Origin of the sequence: Actinomyces oris (assembly GCF_001937665.1) — a bacterium.
GTDB lineage: Bacteria > Actinomycetota > Actinomycetes > Actinomycetales > Actinomycetaceae > Actinomyces > Actinomyces stomatis.
Genome location: NZ_MSKL01000023.1, coordinates 89,842 through 96,478 on the forward strand (window position 1 = coordinate 89,842; position 6,637 = coordinate 96,478).

General features: G+C 58.7%; 3 protein-coding genes and 1 pseudogene. All 4 read right to left on the reverse strand.

The genetic code is table 11. The features are described 5' to 3' along the window. Positions 1–118 precede the first annotated feature (118 nt). The 4 genes and pseudogenes from BKH28_RS09195 to BKH28_RS09215 all read right to left on the reverse strand — a co-directional run bounded on the left by BKH28_RS09195 (position 119) and on the right by BKH28_RS09215 (position 6,355). Positions 119–1,433: pseudogene (locus tag BKH28_RS09195) on the reverse strand (ISL3 family transposase). Between the two features lie 275 nt (positions 1,434–1,708). Beyond that, on the reverse strand, positions 1,709–3,658 hold the full coding sequence (locus tag BKH28_RS13415) for a hypothetical protein (protein WP_143224120.1): 1,950 nt from the start codon (positions 3,656–3,658) through the stop codon (positions 1,709–1,711). Between the two features lie 31 nt (positions 3,659–3,689). Further along, on the reverse strand, positions 3,690–5,669 hold the full coding sequence (locus BKH28_RS13420) for a hypothetical protein (RefSeq protein ID WP_143224121.1): 1,980 nt from the start codon (positions 5,667–5,669) through the stop codon (positions 3,690–3,692). After that, positions 5,666–6,355 (reverse strand): hypothetical protein, encoded by a 690-nt coding sequence (locus BKH28_RS09215; protein WP_075418515.1) that lies wholly within the window; start codon positions 6,353–6,355, stop codon positions 5,666–5,668. The genes BKH28_RS13420 and BKH28_RS09215 overlap by 4 nt, the downstream gene beginning before the upstream one ends. Positions 6,356–6,637 lie beyond the last annotated feature (282 nt).

Sequence of the window (6,637 nt, forward strand, 5' to 3'; positions counted from 1 at the left end):
ACCTGCACGGCCGTGGTCCCACCCCAAGGCGGTCTTGATCTGGCGCAGGTACGGGCCCACCCACCAGATCCTGGCTCTTCGTGTTTGAGGGTGTTGTAGGCGGGACCTATTGGCTGGTTTAGGTAGTTGCTGCCAGGTGGTCTTTGAGGCGTCCGGCATGGATGAGGCTACGGATGGTGTAGCTGGTGAGGTTGCGGAATCCCAGGGCGATGCCGCGTAGGTGCTCCAGGCGCCCGTTGATCGCCTCGGTGGGGCCATTGGAGGTACGAGGGCGGTCGAAGTAGGCCAGGATGTCGGCAGCTCTTTCGGTCATGGTCCTGGCCAGTGTCTGGATCTCCTCCAGCCCGTCTGGGACGGCCTGCCTCAAGGAGTCGATGAGCCGTTGCATCAGGAAACCGTCCCAGGCCCGGCTCTTCGACCCTGTAGGCCTGGATCAGGCGCTGGTAGACGCCCCAGGAGGCCTGGACCGCAGCGTGGCGATCATCAGCGAAGAGGTTCTCCAGGCGCTCGGCCTGGGCGTCGGTGAGCAGATCGGCCCCGGTGCGTAGGGTGCGCCGGGCCCGGTAGAGCCGGTCACCTGCCCGGCCCCGCCGCCCTGTGATCGCCCGCTGGATCCGGCGGCGGCACTGGTCGAGCTTGCTGGCCGCCAGGGACACGACGTGAAAGGGATCCATGACCGTCCGGGTCTGTGGGAGCTCCTCGCCGGCGGCGCTCTTGAAACCGGTGAAGCCGTCCATGGCTACCACCTCGACCCGCCCACGCCAGGACTCGTCCCGAGCCGCGAGCCAGGTCTTGAGGACCTTCTTGGACCGGCCCATGACCACGTCCAGCAGACGCGCCGGACCACTGCGGTGGCGTACGGGGGTAAGATCGATGATGACGGTGACATAGCGGTCGCCCCGCCTGGTGTGGCGCCACACATGCTCATCAACGCCGAGGACCTCCACCCTCTTGAATCGGTCGGGCACCTCGTTGAGGATCTGCTCGGCTCGGGTCAGGATTGCGTTGTTGGCGGTGTGCCAGGAGATCCCCAGGGCGGCTGCCACCCGGCAGACCGACATGCACTCCAGGGCAAGGGCCCGCAGCCCCCACTCCACCGCCGAGCGGGTCAGCCGCGCCCGCGGCTGGGCCAGGGCCGAGGTGTCCTGCCTCCACACTCGACAACAGTGGGTGCAAGCGAAGCGCCGCACGCGCACCACCAGCTGCGTGGGTCTCCACCCCACCGGCACGTGGGCCAGGCGCCGGGCCACCGTCCCACGGGATACTCCCTGAGCCCCGCAGGCCTTGCAGAACGGATCCTCAAACCCGATCGGCATGCGGCACTCCACAATGGCTCTCGTCGAGGTCAGGAGCTGACCCACCGCAGTCAGTCCCAGAGTGTCCAGGCCCAGGAAGGTCGTCAGATCAGGGTCGGTGAAGGTAGTCTCAGGCACGTCGAGGTCTCTCTGATGGCGTGTGTAGCAGCTCCCATCATCGGGGGACCTCGACCCCTTACCCAAGCAACGACGCACCCACCCCACCTATGAACTTCAATAGGCTCCAGCTACCACACCCTCAAACGCGAAGAGCCCAGATCCTACCGCCGGCTTAGTGCTCCACGATGACCACCCCACCCCCACCATTCCAACGAAAAATCCCATCCAGAAACACAAACCAACCCAAACTGTGCAACTCGGGTAAGAGGCACGTCCTTGCTATCTGCTCGCGCTTACGCCATTGAACTTGGTGTGGGACGATTCCCCCGAACAACAGCGATCACAGCACTCGTCGTGATTCTTTTTGAAGCGTCACGACGATGGCTGACCCACACGGAGTCGGCGACGTGCGGTGTACCGGCCGAATGGTCAGTAAGATCAAGCACAAGCAGCTGTGCAAACGGCTGGTTCGTCGACTGGTACTCCATGGCCTGGGCAAGGTAAGCGGATTCGATGCTCGTCTTGCTGGAGTCGGCTAGTTCCCGTTTCACCTCTGTCACGTATCGCTGGGCGCCGTCAAAGTTGACAATTACATCAGCGCGGCCATTCGCTATGTTGGAGTGCTCAAGGCCGACGCGTCCTGCCAATTCTGTAGCGCTTAGGTATTCCGCGAAGTGCTTTTGGAGCGTGGCTTCACGCGGTGCTGGATGACTTGCGTCGATCGGCATGGTGTATTCCTGCCTCACGTCTCCAACGTAGACCATAAAACGCAGGGTGTTCAGTACAAGTAGTGAGAAGTTCGATTTGACGGCGCCGGTGAATGCGGGGTTTTCTGAGAGGTCAGCCATGAGAGATGCGGTTAGTGTCTCAACTAACTCGTTCGTGGGCCGGTCGCCAGCAAACGTCCCGACGAACGTCTGGTGGGCGGACTCTTCGAGTGTAGCTCGCTTGTTGTCATCTAGGCTACTGATCAGAGAAGAGGCTGGCCCGAGTAGCGCGTACAAGTAGGGTTCGCGTTGGGAAACCCCCTGAGGGTCATCGCTGGGCTCGCGTGGAGTCGATCGTGCCTGGCGCACGAGGCCAGCGAGTTCGTAGATTTCATCTGCCAGTAACGGGTCGTCACAAGCCCGATCCTCGTCTACTGCTCGCTGCAACTGGTGTGCCATCGCATGGCGACTGGCGAGTTCGTTGACGATTCGGGGTTGGACGACCGTGCGAACCATGTGCAGGCCGCTAAAGCGCCGATCCGCCTCGTAGACCTTAGCAATCACTTCGGCGGCGGCCCAGGTGTTCAGGAAAGCGTCCTCGGATAACTGGTCCAAAGCATTCTCAAGGTGCCATGCCAGTGATGTCCAGGCCAGTCCAGCTACATGCCCTGCAAGGGCCCCATCTCGGTGATGCATGTTGTGGAGCAACAGTGTCCGACGATTCGCCGTTTCACGCGCACAGAGCGCAGCGGCTCGAAGTTGCTGCTCATTGCAATCGTGGAATGACACGATTGCCTGGCACGCCGATGCGAACGCTTGTGCGTCGCTTCTGTCTTCGGCCTCGGAGGCGAGGGTGAGGAAACGCACTTGCGCGTCGCGGACGTTTTTGATCAGTTCTCTCTGATCCAGTTGCTTGAGCCCATGGCGAAGTTGTTGCAGCGCGCGTTCGTATGCCGCATCCTCCGAACCGCGATCCGCAAGTCTATCAAGCGTGGCCGAAAACCTGCGCTGTTCGTCTTCGGCTGTCCAAAGGTCTACGGCAACCCCAATTGTCCGAGCGAGCGGATCATCGAATTCGAAGGGAAACGTGTCGACAGGCTGAGTAAGAACATCCAGTAGGCGATACGGCGGATAATCTGTCATAGTCACAACGTCGAGCGCAATACTCAGGCGCAGTCCTGCAATCAATGGACAGGTAGCGATACAGTCAGGAGTCGGGAGTAATGCGTCGTGCAGGGTTGGGCCCACAATTTTGATTGTGTCGCCACCGAGGAGGTGATCGGCGGACTCCCGGAGGGCCAGATAGCTTTGCTGATCACCAAGTCCCTCTGAGAACCTACAAAGCGCCTCCCTCCATAGGTCTATCTCTCCATTCGAACTAAGTTGGTGGACCAAGAGTTCTGCAACAAGTGGTGCGTGCGGGCCAGCAGCCAGCGCTGTCGCTTCGCACATAATCTCTTCAACGGAGCCGATGGATAACAGGCTGGAAATATCATGCGAGGCTAAGGATTTGTTTAGCCGATCTGTAAAGGACATGACGAATTCGCTCTTGCTGAGGCGAAGTTGACTAGAAGATCGAAGATCTGTCTGAATCGGGTTCGATAGTCGCTGTGACTCCTGGTACCTTGGACGCGAGTGTCCGGTCGGCAGTTGTCACTAAAATCTGGAGTTCGGGCTCCTCAGCGGCGGCGGTGACCAAGCCTTCCAATAGAATTCGTGCATGGTCATCTTGGACCTCTTCGGCTTTCAGGCTGTCAAGCAGCAGTAGGCCTGGGTGCCCAGCGATTCTGCGTTCCCGAGCGAGGCGAAGTAGTGAGATGAGTAGGGCATACCGCAACCGGAGTCGCTCACCAGGGCTCTGTGATGAGAAGCTAGACGCGATACCTCCGCCTTTTGTGACATCCATCGTGCCGTTCGCTTTGATTCGCACGCCTTCGAGTTCGCGAATTCCAAAAGTCACTCCGAAGTTGCAGATTTTGGTGCTGAGGTCTGCATAAAGTTCCTTGTCGAGGTTCTTGATCTCGGCTCGCAAAATTCTGTCGGCCGCGGCGAGGATGCCTTGGGCAGCGGGCGCCTCCACGGCTTCTGGTTGCAGTTGTTTAAGTGTTTTCACGACGGCTCGAGCAGCAGCGAGTTCATGCTCCGCCTCCATTTGCGCGGCTGAGTGGCGGGCATTGTCGACAGCGGCGATTCGCTCATCCAGCCTTTCCAGTTCCGCCCTCGCTTCAGCGAGTTTTGTTTGAGCGGTATCGCGGGCTGCGGCCAGCGATAACTCCGCGGCTTGTGTCGCGGCAAGGGCTTCAACGGCTTGCAGTTCCCGCTCCTTGTAGTCATCATCTTCGTTGCCAAGCGCGGCGTCACAGACTGCGCACCGGTGGCGTTCTTGTTCGCGCTTTCTGCGCTCACCCGTGATTGGCTCTTCGCACCGCGGGCAATACTTGGGATTGAGGCCTTGGAAAAGGCTACTAGCGGCGGCAGACTCACGCAGCGCGTTGAGAGTCTTTTCGTCGGCTATGCGTGACTGGTGAGCTTCAATGTAGGCAGATGCCGCAGTTTCAGCCAATTTGTGCGCATCCGCGACTCGTCTCGCAGCGGCCGAGGCAAGGTCAATCAGGCTCTGAAGGCTCTCGGCCGGTGCTTGCCCGTGTAAGTTGGCTAACCGATCCTCGGCTTTGGCTAAGCGCTCCTGCGCGGTTTTCAATTCGTGGGCGACTGAAGTGTTTGCTTCCTCCCGACGCCGCTGCTCTGCCTTGTATTCGCTATCGAGCCGCTTAGCTAGCGCGGAGACGCGCATTGCGCGTGTCGCCTCAGGCATATCTAGGAAAACCTGAATTAGTCTGACCGGAAGGTAGTCACTCGCAGTGCTTCCCAGAAGTACCTTGTCGGCGCCAGCTGGCGGATATATTGCTCCATAATAGGCTGGCCAACCATGCGACTTGATGGTTCCTGCCTCGTCGTCGGTTCTAGCTTTATTAAACACGTGGATGGCGTCAAGACCTAGTTGAGTCATCATGAATGTGCCTATAGTTTCAGCCCATTCTTCGCTGCTCTCTGCGTGCGCAATCTCTGTGACGTCGGGTTCTATTATATCGTCACTGATTTGAAGAAGACTTTGCGGTCCAATGAGGATCTTTGCTTTTGTGATGCGTGAATTAGTGAACCATAAGCGAAGACCGACTGGCTGACCGTTGAGTTTTATGTCCACGGAAACGGCAGTGAGCCAAGAAAGAACATCTGACTGTAGATCTCTCGGCATACCACGGATGGCTAGGGTCAGTATCTCCAGAATCGTCGTCTTGCCTCGCAGATTGTCAGCAGAGATCACGGTAACCCCAAAAGGAAAGGTGAATGTTCGGTCAAACCTACCCGATTCGATTTCGCCTGTCTTTGTTCCACGTATGCGGAGCCGGTTGATCGTTAAACTGCGGTGCTGGCGTTTAGGGTTAGCCAAACTCAAGTTATAGTCGTTCAGGGTCTGCAGGACGGTCTCTTCACTGCATCCTGCGGTCGTAGCGATACGTTGGATCAGGTCCAGAGTTGCCGTCATTCTGCTTCGTCCTGTCCTTGTGAGGTGAGTAAGTTGTGTAGTCGTGCGCGTGCGCGTTCAGTGATTCCAGCGATCCGTGTGCCAATCTCGGCGTCTGCATATTCGGGCTGGAGGTATTGGATGTCGCGCAGTGCGCTCCCTTTTCGGCCGCCCGCCAGGTCCGCCACCAATTTGGATCGCTCGACGTAATACTCGAGTGCTGGTACTGAAATTACGATCTGGTTTGCTGTATCGCGTCCAGTCTTCATGAGGTAATAGTTGTGCTGAACAGTGTGGCCGGGGGTGCCGTGTCGACGGCGGATGATAAGGCCAGGCGTTTGAAGGACAGAGAGAGCCTCGTCGAGTGGCTCGTAAGCGCCGAAAAGATAACGAAGCATCTGATACGAGCGAACTTCAGGCTCATCACTCTCGAGGATTTGGCGTGCGCGCTTGAGATCGTCTTCATTGCCTTCTGCTTCGAATCTTGTGAGGAGTTCGTCAGCAAGGTAGTCTGGGTTCCGCAGCCAGAAGTCCAACTTCTGGAGGAGTACTTGTGATCGTAGCACGGCGACGGAGTCGGTAGGAGCCTCGGCTGGGGGTGGGCTAGGAAGCGGCTCCGCCGCAGCGGCGATGAGAAGGAGTAGGCGTACAGCATCCTGAAATACGCTGGTTGTGCGCCCTTCTGCGACTTCGGCAAGTCCTATCATGAGTCTAGACTACCGTCTCAAGCCTGCTGCAACTAGGTGGCATTCGACCTAAGGGGAAGCGGTCGTCATGACTGGAAACAGGATGTCGCCTCCCGGGTCTGGCTATGGGGAGGTGCGCTCCAGCGGCAGCCTGCCAGGATCGAGGCGGCTGGCGTGTATTTGCCTTATTGTGGCTAAGCGGTACGTTAGCGCCGTGTGTGTCGCGCATGATGCGTCGGCACGTAGTAGATGCTTTCGGACTGTTCTCGCGGGGTGCCCGGATCTCCCCCCCCCCCCCCCCCC